This window comes from Streptomyces millisiae, assembly GCF_031845425.1.
Classification (GTDB): Bacteria; Actinomycetota; Actinomycetes; order Streptomycetales; family Streptomycetaceae; genus Streptomyces; species Streptomyces millisiae.
Genome location: NZ_JAVREM010000107.1, coordinates 1 through 12,793, shown reverse-complemented (window position 1 = coordinate 12,793; position 12,793 = coordinate 1). Strand labels below are relative to the sequence as shown.

The window sequence follows — 12,793 nt, the reverse complement described above, 5'->3', positions numbered from 1 at the left end:
GGGTGGGGGAAACCCGCGCGGAGCGCGCACCGAACAGCCCCGCAGCGCGCGAGCGCCCGCCCGGCCAGGGCCGGGCGGGCGCTCCTTCGAGCCGGGCGCCGGCAGGCGCACCCGGCAGGCGCCTACCTCACTGGCGTGAAATCCCGCGCGCCGATGTAGTCCGGGCGGCGGATCGGCGCCGCGAACGGTTCGACCGCCGTGTTCTCCACGCTGTTGAAGACGATGAAGACGTTGCTGCGCGGATAGGGCGTGATGTTGTCGCCCGAGCCGTGCATGCAGTTGCAGTCGAACCAGGTCGCCGAGCCGGCCGCGCCGGTGAAGAGCCTGATGCCGTGCCGGTCGGCGAAGTCGGTCAGGGCCCGGTCGGACGGGGTGCCCGCCTCCTGCATCTGGAGCGACTTCTTGTAGTTGTCCTTCGGCGTCTCGCCGGCGCAGCCCAGGAAGGTGCGGTGCGAGCCCGGCATGATCATCAGGCCGCCGTTGGTGTCGTAGTTCTCCGTGAGCGCGATCGACACCGAGACGGCCCGCATCCGCGGCATGCCGTCCTCCGCGTGCCAGGTCTCGAAGTCCGAGTGCCAGTAGAAGCCGCTGGCGCCGAACCCCGGCTTGACGTTGATCCGGCTCTGGTGGACGTACACGTCGGAGCCGAGGATCTGCCGGGCCCGGCCGACGACCCGTGGGTCGCTGACCAGGTCCGCGAAGATCCGGCTGATCTTGTGCACCTCGAACACCGACCTGATCTCCTGCGACCTGGGCTCGACGATCGACCGCTCGTCGTCCCTGATCGCGGGGTCCGTGACCAGCCGGTCGAGTTCGGCCCGGTAGACGGCCACCTCGTCCGGCGTGATCAGCTGCTCCACGGTCGCGAAGCCGTCCCGCTCGAAGGCCGCGAGGTCCTCGGCCGCGAAGGGCCCGGGCGCGCCGGGCTCTGACCACACCACCGGGTCCTGGCGCGGCGTGGCCACCTCCTCGGTCCCTCGGGTCGGGTACAGGTCGGCGGTGCGTTCGGGTGCGGTGGTCATGTGGCCTGCTCCTTCCTTCTCCTTACGCCTCGGTCGTCGCCGCTTCGGTGAGAAGCGGGTAGACGCCGTTCTCGTCGTGGTCCTCCCGGCCGGTGACGGGTGGGTTGAAGACGCACAACACGCGCAGGTCGGTCTTGGGCCGGACGGTGTGCTTCTCGTGGCCGTCCAGGAGGTACATGGTTCCCGGCTTGATCCAGTGCTTCTCGCCGGTGTCGTCGTTGGTGAGCTCGCCCTCGCCCTCCACACAGAACACGGCCTCGACGTGGTTCGCGTACCACATGGAGGTCTCGCTGCCGGCGTAGAGCACCGTCTCGTGGAGCGAGAAGCCCACGCCCTCCTTGGCGAGGATGATGCGTTTGCTGCGCCAGGTGCCGGACGCCGAGTGCACGTCCCGCTCGGTGCCCTCGATGTCGCTGAGCGATCGAACGATCACGGTGTGGTCTTTCCTTTCAGAGCGTCTCTCGGTCGGTCTCGTCAGTCGGTCTCGCGGACGGCGCGCGTCAGGACGCGCAGGCCCTCGTCCAGCTCGTCGGGGCTGATGGTGAGCGCCGGCAGCAGCTTGACCACCTCGCCCTCCGGGCCCGAGGTCTCGATCAGCAGGCCGAGCTCGAAGGCGCGCCGGCAGACGGCGGTGGCCCGCGCCGGGTCGTCGAAGGTCAGGCCCCAGACCAGGCCGCGGCCGCGGTAGGAGGCGCCGGCCGAGGCGTGCTCGGCGGTCAGCATGCGCAGCGTGTCCTCGACCTGCTCGCCGCGGCTGAGGGTCTGCTTCTCCATCTGGCCGTCGGTCCAGTAGGCGTCGAGCGCCGCGGCCGCCGTGACGAAGGCCGGGTTGTTGCCGCGGAAGGTGCCGTTGTGCTCGCCCGGCTCCCAGATGTCGAGCTCGGGGCGGAACAGCGTCAGCGCCAGCGGCAGGCCGTAGCCGCTGATGGACTTCGAGACGGTGATGATGTCGGGGACGATGCCCGCCTCCTCGAAGGAGAAGAACGGCCCCGTCCGCCCGCAGCCCATCTGGATGTCGTCGACGATCAGCAGCATGTCGTGGCGCCGGCACAGGTCGGCCAGGCCGCGCAGCCACTCGGCGCGCGCCACGTTGATGCCGCCCTCGCCCTGCACGGTCTCGACGATGACGGCGGCCGGCTTGTTGAGTCCCGAGCCGGCGTCCTCGAGCAGCCGCTCGAACCAGATGAAGTCCGGGGTGCGGCCGTCCAGGTAGTCGTCGAACGGCATCGGCGTGCCGTGGACCAGCGGGATGCCGGCGCCGGCGCGCTTGAACGCGTTGCCGGTGACGGCGAGCGCGCCCAGCGACATGCCGTGGAAGGCGTTGGTGAAGGAGACGATCGACTCCCGGCCCTTGACCTTGCGGGCCAGCTTGAGCGCCGCCTCGACCGAGTTGGTGCCGGTGGGGCCGGGGAACATGACCTTGTGGTCCAGGCCGCGGGGGCGCAGCACCACGTCGCGGAAGCTCTCCAGGAAGGCCCGCTTGGCGGTGGTGGACATGTCCAGGCCGTGGGTGACGCCGTCGCGCTCCAGGTAGTCGAGCAGGGCGCGTTTGAGCAGCGGGTTGTTGTGCCCGTAGTTGAGTGAGCCCGCCCCGGCGAAGAAGTCGAGGTAGGTGTGGCCGTCCTCGTCGTACATGTAGCTGCCCTGGGCCCGGTCGAAGACGGTGGGCCAGCCACGGCAGTAGCTGCGCACCTCGGACTCCAGGGTGGTGAAGACGCTCAGGTCCGGCTGGGTGATGGTCACGACGAGCTCCTGGTGGGGGTGGTTGTGCTGGCGGGAACGGCGGCGGTCTGGCTGAGGACGCTGGCGGCGCGGGAGGGTATGGGGCCGATCCGGTACAGCACCTCCGGCTCGTGCCCCGCCTCGGGGAAGGCGTCGGCCGCGAAGAGCACCTCCCGCGTCAGCGGGGCGTCGTGCCGCTCGGCGAAGGAGGTGAACAGCCGGTTGGAGGCCGTGTTGTCCGGCGTGACGGTGGTCTCGATGACCTCCACCCCCAGCTTGTCGCCCGTGCGGTGGGCCAGTGTGTCCAGCATCGCGGCGGCGAGGCCGCGGCCGCGCTGCCCGTGGTCGACCGCGACCTGCCAGACCAGCAGGGTGCGCGGGGCCTCCGGGCGGCTGTAGCCGGTGATGAAGCCGACGGGGCCGGCGGAGGCGTCGCGGGCCACGATAGACGTCTGCGCGTAGTCACGACACCACAGGAGGTAACTGTAGGGGGAGTTCAGGTCGAGGGCCCGGGAGTCCCTGGCCAGGCGCCACAGCGCCGCGCCGTCCTCGGGTCGCGGGCTGTCGAGTTCCAGCCCAGGGAATTCCCCGTCCAATCTGCGCTGCCTGCTCGGACTGCTCGGAAAATCGTCTGCTACTGCACGTGCACGGTCGGGTTGTGCGGGGGTCATGCAGATTGAATTTACCGATTGGGACGAGAAAACGCATGGCGGGTGGGGGTTACCCCACGGGAGGGGATGTGTTATCGCGTGCGCGTAAGGCATCGGACCGCATCCGGCAAAAGGAGGCGGTTTGTCCGTTAGTTACCGGACAAAGCGGGCGGGTGCGCGGGTTATGTCACGGTTGTGTAACGAAGACGTGTCGCGCGTGGTCATCGTTGTGACCTTCCGGGATTCCGGCAAAAGGGTGTTTGCGACTCCGGAAACCGGGAAGAAGAGGCCCGCAACCCTGGCCTGGATTCCACGGTAAACGCGGTTTCAATTTCCCGCGAAATCCCGTGTGAAGGAATTATCCCAGTGTTCTGCGGGATCGCTCGTCGAATGACGCCGCGCTCAGCCGAACGTGCCGCTCGCCGACACCGGTCCCTCGGGCCCGGTGCCCTCCACCAGGAAGCGGTCCCCCGAGGCGTCCCGGGCCCCGAGATCGTGGTCGTACTGCCCGGCGAACACGTGCTCGCCCGCCGGCACCACCGCCCCCGGGCGCAGCTCCCAGCGGAACACCAGCAGGTCGTCCGTGAGCGTGGTGGTCAGCTCGAAGTCCTCCTCGGGCAGCGTCCGCCAGGCCCCGGTCCCCCTGACGCCGTCCCCGGCCACCACCCGCAGCTCCACTGAGAACGAGGTCAGCGGCCGGCCGACCACCACCGTCAGGTCGCTCTGCGACCAGTAGGGGTTGCTGCCCGCGTTCACCCGGGCGGACGTGCTCAGCACCGGCGCGGCCGCCGCCGGCGGCTCGGCGTCACCCCCGCCCGCGCCCGTCGAGCGCACGGCGAGCGAGGCCGCGCCCAGCGTCACCACCAGCGCCACCACCGCGCCGAGCACCCTGCCCCACCCGACGCCCACCCGGGGCGCGCGACGCGGAGCGCCGGCCGTCACCCTGGCCAGCATCCGCTCCCGGTCAGGCCGATGCCCCTCGGCCGCCCCCCGCAGCAGCCGGGCGACGTCTGGACGCTCTGGCATCGGCCCTCTCCGGTGTGCTCACCAACCCCGCCGCTCCACGGGCCCCGAGCCGAGCCCCCGCAGGAGCCCTCGCGGATCCTCCTCGGCCGTGGACGTGACCGCCTCGGTGAGCATCCGCTCCAACTCGGCCATGCCGCGCGACGTCTGGCTCTTCACGGTACCCACCGAGATGCCGAGCGCGCTCGCCGTCTCCCGCTCCGACAGGTCGAACGCGTGCCGCAGCACGACGCAGGCGCGCTTGCGGTACGGCAGCCGGCGGAGCGCCGCGCGCACGTCGAGCATCGCCGGCACGTCGGGCCCCTCGGCCGGCTCCCCGTGCTGCGACCAGAACAGCGCGACACGGCGACGCTCGCGCGTCCTGCTGCGGATCCTCGAGCGTGCCAGGTTCGCCACCACCCCGCGCGCGTACGCGAGCGGATGTCGCGCGGCGCGCACCCGGTCCCAGTGGTGCCAGATCGCCACCAGCGCGTCGGCCGCCAGGTCGTCCGCGCTCTCGGCGCCGTCCGGGCCACCGAGCAACAGGTAAGCGAGCCTGGACAGTTCGGCGTGGTGCTGCTCGAAGAAGGCGTGGAACTCATCGTTGGGGCTGGCCACCCGCCGGCCTCCTCGGTGTGCGGCTCGTTGGCCCGCCGACATGGTTCGACAGGCCGTACGACAGGTCGTGCAACGTCCGTCCCTGCGTGCAAGCCCCCAACGACTCGGGAGCGTAGCAGGCAATTTGTAGGCTGCCGAGGCATGAGTGAGAGTGCGGTGGTGCACATCAGGGGACGCGTGCTCGTCGGCCCCGAGGGCGGCGACCCCGACGGGGGCGCGGACGACGGCGTGTTGGACGAGATCTGGGTGGTCGGCGGCCGGATCAGCCGTAGGCGCCCGCCCACCGCACGCGAGGTGGTCACCGTCGAAGGATGGGCCCTGCCGGGACTCGTCGACGCCCACTGCCACGTCGGCCTCGGGCCGCGGGGCGCGGTGGACGCCGGGACCGCCGAGCGCCAGGCGCTGACCGACCGCGACGCCGGCGCCCTGCTGCTGCGTGACGCCGGGTCGGCCGCCGACACCCGCTGGATGGACGAACGCGCGGACCTGCCGCACCTCATCAGGGCCGGCCGCCACATCGCCCGCCCCCGGCGCTACATCCGCAACTACGCCCGCGAGATCGAGCCCGACCAACTCGCGGCCGTGGTGCGACAGGAGGCCAGGCGCGGCGACGGCTGGGTCAAGCTGGTGGGGGACTGGATCGACCGGGAGCGCGGCGACCTCGGGCCCTGCTGGCCGGCGGACGCGGCCCGGGAGGCGATCGCCGCCGCCCACGCCGAGGGCGCCCGCGTCACCGCGCACTGCTTCGCCGAGGACTCGCTGCGCGACCTGGTGGAGGCCGGCATCGACTGCGTGGAGCACGCCACCGGGCTCACCGACGACACCATCCCGCTCTTCGCCGAGCGTGGGGTGGCCATCGTGCCGACCCTGGTCAACATCGCCACGTTCCCCGCGCTCGCCGAGGGCGGCGCCGACCGGTTCCCCCGGTGGGCCGCGCACATGCGGCGGCTGCACGAGCGCCGCTACGACACGGTGCGGGCGGCCCACGACGCCGGGATCCCGATCTTCACGGGCACCGACGCGGGAGGCGGCCTCGGCCACGGCCTGATCGCCCGCGAGGTCGCCGAGCTCACCCGGGCCGGCATCCCGACGGTCGACGCCATCGGCGCCGCCACCTGGCGGGCCCGGGCCTGGCTCGGCCGGCCGGGGCTCACCGAGGGGGCGCCCGCCGACCTCGTCGTCTACGCGGCCGACCCGCGCCGCGACGTCACCGAGCTGGCCCGGCCGCGCCGGGTGGTGCTGCGCGGCCGGATCGTCGCCTGACGGCCGGCCGCCGCCGGGTCAGGAGGTGATGACCCAGATGCCGTAGCCGACGGCCGCGGCGCACAGCGCGAAGGAGAGATAGCCGGCCGGCCTCGCGGCCGGCTTGGCGGAGCGGCTCAGGCCGGCCCTGATGCCGACCGAGAACAGGCCGACGACGGTCACCGTCAGCAGCACCGAGACCAGGATGACCTGGCCGAGCGTGGCCCAGTCGACGTTCATGCGTGGATACCTCGGTCTCGGACTAGGCGGAGGGCTGGCTGGGGGCGGGGGAGGCGACGGGAGCCGCACCCGGCGCGGCGGGGGCGGGGATGACCATCTGCAGCGCCTCCCCGGCCGGCTCGGCGTCCGGCCGGGCGTCCTTCGACGCGGATTCGTTCACATTGTCGATGGTGTCCTCGACGTCGTTCACGTTCGAGTGGTCCACCGGGCGGCGCCGCGAGCGCTGCCAGATCGCCGCGCTCGCCGCCACGAGCAGCACCGCGACCGCGGCCACGCCCCAGTCGCCCTGCTCGGCCAGCAGCGCGCCGAGCGCGCCCACCAGGCCGGCCGCCGGCAGCGTCAGGAACCAGGCCGCCACCATCCGGCGCGCCGTCGACCAGCGCACCACGCCGCCCGCGCGGCCGAGCCCGGAGCCCATCACGGCGCCCGAGCAGACCTGGGTGGTGGAGAGCGCGAAGCCCATGTGCGAGGAGGCCAGGATCGTCGTCGCCGCGCTGGTCTGGGCGGCGAAGCCCTGCGGCGGCCGGATGTCGGTGAGGCCCTTGCCCATGGTGCGGATGATCCGCCAACCGCCGAGGTAGGTGCCGAGCGCGATGGCCACGCCGGCCGAGGTGATCACCCACAGCGGCGGGTCGGCGCCGGGCGCCAGCGAGCCGCCGGCGATCAGCGCCAGCGTCATCACGCCCATGGTCTTCTGCGCGTCGTTGGTGCCGTGCGCCAGCGAGACCAGCGCGGCCGAGGCGATCTGCCCGGTGCGGTAGCCGCCGGCGGCGGCCTGCTCGTCGGCGCCCCGGGTGACGCGGTAGGTCAGCCGGGTGGCCAGCATCGACGCGACGCCCGCGACCAGCGGAGCCGCGATCGCCGGGATCAGCACCTTGGTCACCACCGCGTCCCCGTTCACCGCGCCGAAGCCGACGGACGCCACGGTGGCGCCGATCAGACCGCCGAACAGCGCGTGCGAGGAACTGGACGGCAGCCCGGCCAGCCAGGTCAGCAGGTTCCACACGATGGCGCCCACGAGACCTGCGAAGATGACTTCGGGCTGGATGCCCGCCTCCTCGTCGATGATGCCGCCGGAGATGGTTCTGGCGACCTCGACGGAGAGGAACGCGCCGACCAGGTTGAGCACGGCCGACATCGCCACCGCCGCCTTGGGGGTCATCGCCCCGGTGGAGATCGTCGTGGCCATGGCATTGGCCGTGTCGTGGAAACCGTTGGTGAAGTCGAACGCCAGGGCCGTGACGATCACGATCGCGATCAACAGCGTGATGTGTTCCATGTACCGGACAATCGCTCGACGGTCGGGTGAACAAGCGCCGTTAACGTAAGGTGAAGAGGTGAACGGCGGGTGAACTCCCGGCGGCCGGTAGCTGGCGCTCCCCGACGGGCTTCGTCAGCGGCTCATGTGGACCCCGGCGTGCGGGGTTTGAGCTTTGGAGCCTCGAACGGAGAAACTGCTCGCGTGACGTCCCGAACTCCGCGTGAGCCCCGGTTGCGACTTGTCCCACAGACGCCTTCCCCGCGCCCCACGGCGCCCCGGCGAACGGCGGTCGCCAGACGCGCCCCCAAGCCTCCCAGAGGCATCGCCCCCCAGGACCGCCTGGCCAGGCAGGCCCGCGGCCTCCTCGCCGAAGCCGTCCGCCTCGCCCACTGGGCCCAGCGGGCCGGCGTCTCACCCGAGACCGACGTCCGGCGGGCCGCCACCGAGCTCGGCATGACCGAGGCCCAGGTCCGCGACCGCTGGAGCCACGCCAGGCTCGCCGGCCTCGTCGAAGCCGGGGCCGACGGCGCCGGCGTCAGGGCCGGTTGGCGGCTGCGCGCCTGGGAGCACGACGACACGGCGGCGCTCCGCGGCTGGGTGGCGCTCTTCGACGCCTGGTCCATCGCCCGCCCCGCACCACCCGACGCCGACCCGGGCCTGGTCGCCGAGATCGTCGCCGCCATCCCGCAGCTCCTCTCCGTCATGCAGCTCTCGGACGGCCCGGTCACCGCTGCCGGACTGATCGACCTGCTGCGGCAGCGCATCACCGAACTCCGCGCCGAGCGACCGGCGTCCGCCTCGGACGACATACCCGCCGGGCCCGTGACGATCGAGCAGGGCGAGCTCGGCGAGCTGGTCCGCCTGCTCGGCTGGGCCCTCGACGCCCTCGCCGAGGTGGGGGCCCTGACCCTCCACGCGCGTAGCCGCCACCCCGAGCACGCCAAGCTCACCGACCTCGGCGGCTGGGCCGTGTGGACCAAGCTGGAACAGATCTGCATCGCCGCCCAGAGCCCCGCCGGCAACATCGAGCAGTCCGCCGTCGCCATGCTCCGCGGCTGCGCCGTCCTCACCCCCGGGCCGGCCCGCGCCGAGTACCGCGCCTGGCTCGCCGCCCGCCCCACCGGACCCGCCGTCACCGAGCTGCTCGACGCCGCCCGCGGCGAGGACGCCCTGATCCGCGGCCTCGCCTTCGACGCGCTGCGCGCCGTCGGCGCCCCCGCCCTGGCCGCCGTCCGCGCCGCCGCCGACGAGCCGGTGCTGCGGCCGTACGCGCTGCTCTGGCTCGCCGACCACGAGGGCGGCGACCCGCGCGACCACACCGACACCTCGGCCGGCGTCCTCACCCGCGCCGAGGCCACCTGGCTCTGGGTCGACACCGCCTCGGCCGCCCACGAGAACGGCGCCGAGCGGCTGCTGCTCGACCACCTCGACTCGGCGCCCCAGCCCACCGTCGCCGAGCTCGTCGACGAGATCCGCGACTGTGGCCACCCCCGCACCGTCCAGGTCCTGCTGGCGCTGGCCGCCGCCCACCCCGACCCCGCCATCACCAAACGGGTGCGCCGCGCCGCCTTCCAGGTGCACACCGGAGGCGCCTGAGGGCCACCCGCGCGCCCCATCGGGGCGCGCGGTGGGCGGGGGTCGCCCTAATTGGTTGGCGAGGAGCCCGCGTACCGCCGTTAGAATGACCGCATGGACATTTCGCTCCTCGTGCCCTAGCGGACGTACCCCCTTCTCGCCAAGACCCGTCCCCGTACGGCCAACGAGCCCGTACGTCCCGTCGCCTGGAGTCCGTCCATGATCACCGCCACCGGCGTCGAGCTTCGAGCCGGCGCCCGGATCCTCATCGAGTCCGCCTCCTTCCGCGTGGCCAGGGGAGACCGCATCGGCCTCGTCGGCCGCAACGGCGCGGGCAAGACCACCCTCACCAAGTGCCTCGCGGGTGAGGGCATCCCCGCCGGCGGCACCATCACCCGCAGCGGGGAGGTCGGCTACCTGCCGCAGGACCCGCGCACCGGCGACCTCGACATGCTCGCCCGCGACCGCATCCTGGCCGCCCGCGGCCTCGACACCGTGCTGCGCGGCATGCGGGAGAACGAGCAGCGGATGGCCACCGGCCAGGGCGCCGTCCGGGAGCGCGCCATGCGCAAGTACGAGCGCCTGGAGACCGAGTTCCTGACCCGGGGCGGCTACGCGGCGGAGGCCGAGGCCGCCACCATCGCCGCCAGCCTCGGCCTGCCCGACCGCATCCTCGGCCAGCCCCTGCACACCCTCTCCGGCGGCCAGCGGCGCCGCGTCGAGCTCGCCCGCATCCTCTTCTCGGACGCCGACATCCTGCTGCTCGACGAGCCCACCAACCACCTCGACGCCGACTCCATCGTCTGGCTGCGGGACTTCCTGAAGACCTACCGCGGCGGGCTCATCGTGATCTCGCACGACGTCGACCTCGTCGAGACGGTCGTCAACAAGGTCTTCTACCTGGACGCCAACCGCTCCCAGATCGACATCTACAACATGGGCTGGAAGCAGTACCAGGCCCAGCGCGAGGCCGACGAGAAGCGCCGCAAACGCGAGCGGGCCAACGCCGAGAAGAAGGCCGCCGCGCTCAACGCCCAGGCCGACAAGATGCGCGCCAAGGCCACCAAGGCCACCGCCGCGCAGAACATGGCCCGCCGCGCCGAGCGGCTGCTGTCGGGTCTCGAGGCCGAGCGGCAGGCCGACAAGGTCGCCAGGCTGCGCTTCCCCGACCCGGCGCCGTGCGGCAAGACGCCGCTCGCCGCCGACGGCCTCTCCAAGTCCTACGGCTCGCTCGAGATCTTCACCGACGTCTCGCTCGCCATCGACAAGGGCTCCCGGGTCGTCATCCTCGGCCTCAACGGCGCCGGCAAGACGACGCTGCTGCGGCTCCTCGCCGGCGTCGAGAAGCCGGACACCGGCGAGGTCACCCCCGGCCACGGCCTCAAGCTCGGCTACTACGCGCAGGAGCACGAGACGCTCGACCCGCGCCGCACCGTGCTGGAGAACATGCGCTCCGCCGCCCCCGACCTGGACATGGTCGAGGTCCGCAAGACGCTGGGCTCGTTCCTGTTCTCCGGCGACGACGTCGACAAGCCGGCCGGGGTCCTCTCCGGCGGCGAGAAGACCCGCCTGGCGCTGGCCACCCTCGTCGTCTCCTCGGCCAACGTGCTGCTGCTCGACGAGCCCACCAACAACCTGGACCCGGCGAGCCGCGAGGAGATCCTGGGCGCGCTGCGCGGCTTCACCGGCGCGGTGGTCCTGGTCACCCACGACGAGGGCGCGGTGGACGCGCTCCAGCCGGAGCGCATCATCATGCTGCCGGACGGCGTGGAGGACCTCTGGAGCCAGGACTACGCGGACCTCGTCGCCCTGGCCTGACCCCGCGCCGACCGGCGGGCACCGGCGTTTGTGATCATGCCCGGTGGATCATTCGGCCGACGCTTGATCATTCATCTGAGTGAGGGCGACTCGTACCCCGGCGTGTCGACGCGCCGGGCAAGCGGCGGTGCGGCGCGGCGGCGCGCCCGGCTACGCCATTCCGGTGATGCCCCCTGACCTGCGATTTCATCCCCCGATCCACCGCGCGTGCGGTCCCGCGCCCCCGCCGGGGCACGGAATCGCGTTGTCCGTTTGTCGTACGGACCCAGACGAATGGGTGGCCAGGAAGCGGGATAGGGGTGATCATGAGAGTCCAGAGCGCACTTCCCACGAGGAGGCACGGGTGGCCGAGACTCTGAAGAAGGGCAGCCGGGTGACCGGCCCCGCTCGCGAGCAGCTCGCGGCGGACCTCAAGCGGAAATACGAGTCGGGCGCGAGCATCAGGGCGCTGGCCGAGGAGACGGGCCGGTCCTACGGCTTCGTCCACCGCATGCTCAGCGAGGCCGATGTCACGCTGCGCGGGCGCGGTGGGGCCACGCGCGGCAAGAAGGCCGCACCCACCCCCTGACAACTGGGCCGAGACGGCTACGCTACCGGTTGGTTACTGACAAGTAGCACACCGGAGGTGGCCCATGGCCCAGCACGACCAGGAGTGGGACGGCGTGCGCCTCACCGTCGACGACACCGTGGCCACGGTCACGCTGGCCGTCCCGGAACGGCGCAACGCCCAGACGCCCGCCATGTGGCGGGCGCTCACCGAGGCGGGCCGCGCCCTGCCGGGCACCGTCCGGGTGGCGGTGCTGCGCGCGGAGGGCGCCTCCTTCTCGGCCGGCCTGGACCGGCGGGCCTTCACCCCCGAGGGGATCGAGGGCGAACTCTCCTTCCTGGACCTGGCACGCGCCGCGGACGCGGAGCTCGACGCCACGATCGCCGGCTTCCAGGAGGCCTTCACCTGGTGGCGGCGGAACGACCTGGTGAGCGTCGCCGCCGTCCAGGGCCACGCCATCGGCGCCGGCTTCCAACTCGCCCTCGCCTGTGACCTGCGGATCTGCGCGGCCGACGCGCAGTTCGCGATGCGCGAGACCTCACTCGGCCTGGTCCCCGACCTGGGCGGCACCAAGCCACTGGTCGACCTCGTCGGCTACGGCCGCGCGCTGGAGATCTGCGCCACGGGCCGCGCCGTCGGCGCGGCCGAGGCCGAACGGATCGGCCTGGCCAACCTCGTCGTCCCCGCCGACGAACTGCCGGCGGCCACCGACGACCTCGTCGCGGCGCTCCTCGCCGCGCCACGGAACGCGCTGATCGAGACCAAGGCGCTGCTGCGGGGCGCGGCCTCCGGCCACGACTACGACACCCAACGCGCCGCCGAACGCGCCGCCCAGTCCCGCCGCCTCCGCGACCTGACCACTGCCGCGGACTGACGTCCCGCTACGCGCTCGACGCTGGCCGCCGGCCGGCCAGGCCCGGGCCACCGGCGCGCTCCGCGCGCCTGGTGCCCGGGCCTGCGGCCGTGCTGGCCCTGCGGCCGTGCTGGCCCTGCGGCCGTGCTGGCCCTGCGGCCGTGCTGGCCCTGCGGCCGTGCTGGCCCTGCGGCCGTGCTGGCCCTGCGGCCGTGCCGCGCCCACCCACCCGCCCTTGGCGGG

Annotated in this window: 13 protein-coding genes; 5 read left to right on the top strand and 8 right to left on the bottom strand. The window is 72.7% G+C overall.

What is annotated here, in order from left to right:
* Positions 1-122 precede the first annotated feature (122 nt).
* From thpD to RNC47_RS34435, 6 genes are all read right to left on the bottom strand, one after another.
* Positions 123-1,022, bottom strand: coding sequence for an ectoine hydroxylase (gene thpD / locus RNC47_RS34460; protein ID WP_311604619.1), 900 nt, complete (start codon positions 1,020-1,022; stop codon positions 123-125).
* A gap of 22 nt (positions 1,023-1,044) precedes the next feature.
* A complete protein-coding gene (locus RNC47_RS34455) occupies positions 1,045-1,455 on the bottom strand; it encodes an ectoine synthase (protein ID WP_311604618.1) in 411 nt (136 codons plus the stop codon).
* A gap of 41 nt (positions 1,456-1,496) precedes the next feature.
* Complete coding sequence (gene ectB / locus RNC47_RS34450) at positions 1,497-2,765, bottom strand: diaminobutyrate--2-oxoglutarate transaminase (protein WP_311604617.1); 1,269 nt, start codon at positions 2,763-2,765, stop codon at positions 1,497-1,499.
* Positions 2,762-3,415 (bottom strand): diaminobutyrate acetyltransferase, encoded by a 654-nt coding sequence (gene ectA / locus RNC47_RS34445; RefSeq protein ID WP_311604616.1) that lies wholly within the window; start codon positions 3,413-3,415, stop codon positions 2,762-2,764. Before ectA ends, ectB begins: the two co-directional genes overlap by 4 nt.
* A 381-nt stretch (positions 3,416-3,796) precedes the next feature.
* On the bottom strand, positions 3,797-4,420 hold the full coding sequence (locus RNC47_RS34440) for a hypothetical protein (RefSeq protein ID WP_311604615.1): 624 nt from the start codon (positions 4,418-4,420) through the stop codon (positions 3,797-3,799).
* 18 nt (positions 4,421-4,438) lie between these two features.
* Entirely contained in the window at positions 4,439-5,056 is a 618-nt protein-coding gene (locus tag RNC47_RS34435) for a SigE family RNA polymerase sigma factor (protein WP_387099275.1), read from the bottom strand.
* Positions 5,057-5,155: 99 nt separating this feature from the next.
* Between RNC47_RS34435 and RNC47_RS34430 the strand changes: the two genes are divergently transcribed.
* Entirely contained in the window at positions 5,156-6,277 is a 1,122-nt protein-coding gene (locus RNC47_RS34430; protein WP_311604613.1) for an amidohydrolase family protein, read from the top strand.
* 18 nt (positions 6,278-6,295) lie between these two features.
* Here RNC47_RS34430 and RNC47_RS34425 read toward each other — a convergent pair whose 3' ends face one another.
* Entirely contained in the window at positions 6,296-6,496 is a 201-nt protein-coding gene (locus RNC47_RS34425) for a hypothetical protein (RefSeq protein WP_311604612.1), read from the bottom strand.
* 22 nt (positions 6,497-6,518) lie between these two features.
* On the bottom strand, positions 6,519-7,775 hold the full coding sequence (locus RNC47_RS34420; protein WP_311604610.1) for an inorganic phosphate transporter: 1,257 nt from the start codon (positions 7,773-7,775) through the stop codon (positions 6,519-6,521).
* A 183-nt stretch (positions 7,776-7,958) separates the two neighbouring features.
* Between RNC47_RS34420 and RNC47_RS34415 the strand changes: the two genes are divergently transcribed.
* The 4 genes from RNC47_RS34415 to RNC47_RS34400 all read left to right on the top strand — a co-directional run bounded on the left by RNC47_RS34415 (position 7,959) and on the right by RNC47_RS34400 (position 12,571).
* Positions 7,959-9,353 carry a hypothetical protein gene (locus tag RNC47_RS34415; RefSeq protein WP_311604609.1) on the top strand — a complete coding sequence of 465 codons (1,395 nt, stop codon included), beginning with the start codon at positions 7,959-7,961 and terminating at the stop codon, positions 9,351-9,353.
* A 198-nt stretch (positions 9,354-9,551) separates the two neighbouring features.
* On the top strand, positions 9,552-11,150 hold the full coding sequence (locus RNC47_RS34410; protein WP_311604607.1) for an ABC-F family ATP-binding cassette domain-containing protein: 1,599 nt from the start codon (positions 9,552-9,554) through the stop codon (positions 11,148-11,150).
* A 343-nt stretch (positions 11,151-11,493) separates the two neighbouring features.
* Complete coding sequence (locus RNC47_RS34405) at positions 11,494-11,718, top strand: helix-turn-helix domain-containing protein (protein ID WP_059009466.1); 225 nt, start codon at positions 11,494-11,496, stop codon at positions 11,716-11,718.
* Positions 11,719-11,782: 64 nt separating this feature from the next.
* On the top strand, positions 11,783-12,571 hold the full coding sequence (locus RNC47_RS34400; RefSeq protein ID WP_311604606.1) for an enoyl-CoA hydratase/isomerase family protein: 789 nt from the start codon (positions 11,783-11,785) through the stop codon (positions 12,569-12,571).
* Positions 12,572-12,793 lie beyond the last annotated feature (222 nt).

Bases quoted from the DNA above. Each gene is read 5' to 3' on its own strand.
- thpD (WP_311604619.1), bottom strand. From the start codon at position 1,022: ATGACCACCGCACCCGAACGCACCGCCGACCTGTACCCGACCCGAGGG.
- ectA (WP_311604616.1), bottom strand. From the start codon at position 3,415: ATGACCCCCGCACAACCCGACCGTGCACGTGCAGTAGCAGACGATTTT.
- RNC47_RS34440 (WP_311604615.1), bottom strand. From the start codon at position 4,420: ATGCCAGAGCGTCCAGACGTCGCCCGGCTGCTGCGGGGGGCGGCCGAG.
- RNC47_RS34435 (WP_387099275.1), bottom strand. From the start codon at position 5,056: ATGTCGGCGGGCCAACGAGCCGCACACCGAGGAGGCCGGCGGGTGGCC.
- RNC47_RS34430 (WP_311604613.1), top strand. From the start codon at position 5,156: ATGAGTGAGAGTGCGGTGGTGCACATCAGGGGACGCGTGCTCGTCGGC.
- RNC47_RS34425 (WP_311604612.1), bottom strand. From the start codon at position 6,496: ATGAACGTCGACTGGGCCACGCTCGGCCAGGTCATCCTGGTCTCGGTG.
- RNC47_RS34420 (WP_311604610.1), bottom strand. From the start codon at position 7,775: ATGGAACACATCACGCTGTTGATCGCGATCGTGATCGTCACGGCCCTG.
- RNC47_RS34410 (WP_311604607.1), top strand. From the start codon at position 9,552: ATGATCACCGCCACCGGCGTCGAGCTTCGAGCCGGCGCCCGGATCCTC.
- RNC47_RS34400 (WP_311604606.1), top strand. From the start codon at position 11,783: ATGGCCCAGCACGACCAGGAGTGGGACGGCGTGCGCCTCACCGTCGAC.